The sequence below is a fragment of the Pseudomonas sp. 32_A genome (assembly GCF_017490905.1).
Taxonomy (GTDB): domain Bacteria; phylum Pseudomonadota; class Gammaproteobacteria; order Pseudomonadales; family Pseudomonadaceae; genus Aquipseudomonas; species Aquipseudomonas inefficax.
The window spans coordinates 1-430 of record NZ_JAFGYI010000396.1 but is presented as its reverse complement, the minus strand read 5'-3'; the positions used below and the strand labels follow the sequence as shown (position 1 = coordinate 430).

The window sequence follows — 430 nt, the reverse complement described above, 5'->3', positions numbered from 1 at the left end:
CAACAATCCATATATCGCCAACTCGAACATGTCAGCGCACGTGGCGCTCACAACCAGCTTCAGCGCGAATCGGTCTATGCCGCTCATCCTCATTCCTTCTTTTGGATACCATCGATACGCGGACGAGGGACGAATCGTCCCTCGTCCATGGCGTCAGTCGCCGCCTTACCACTGGTACGAGATGCCTCCGCCGTACGTGCTGCCCTGACTGCTGATCCCCATGCCGAGCTTCGCCTTCAGGTTGTCGGAGAACCGCACGGACACACCGATCGCGGATGCCGAATACCCTTGATAGCTGCCGGCACCGATCCCAACTGCAATCGTCTTGCCAGGATCGACTTCCGGAATCATCGTCAGCGCGGTGGCAGCCGCCACACCCGAATACGCACGGCGCGCGGCTTGGTCTACGCTCGATTGCACGCCCCAAAGC

Annotated in this window: 1 protein-coding gene; it reads right to left on the bottom strand. The window is 60.0% G+C overall.

Going from position 1 to position 430, the window contains the following annotated elements:
• Positions 1-165: 165 nt before the first annotated feature.
• A partial coding sequence (locus tag J5M58_RS27215) for a YadA C-terminal domain-containing protein (RefSeq protein ID WP_207880570.1) occupies positions 166-430 on the bottom strand: 265 nt, incomplete at its 5' end.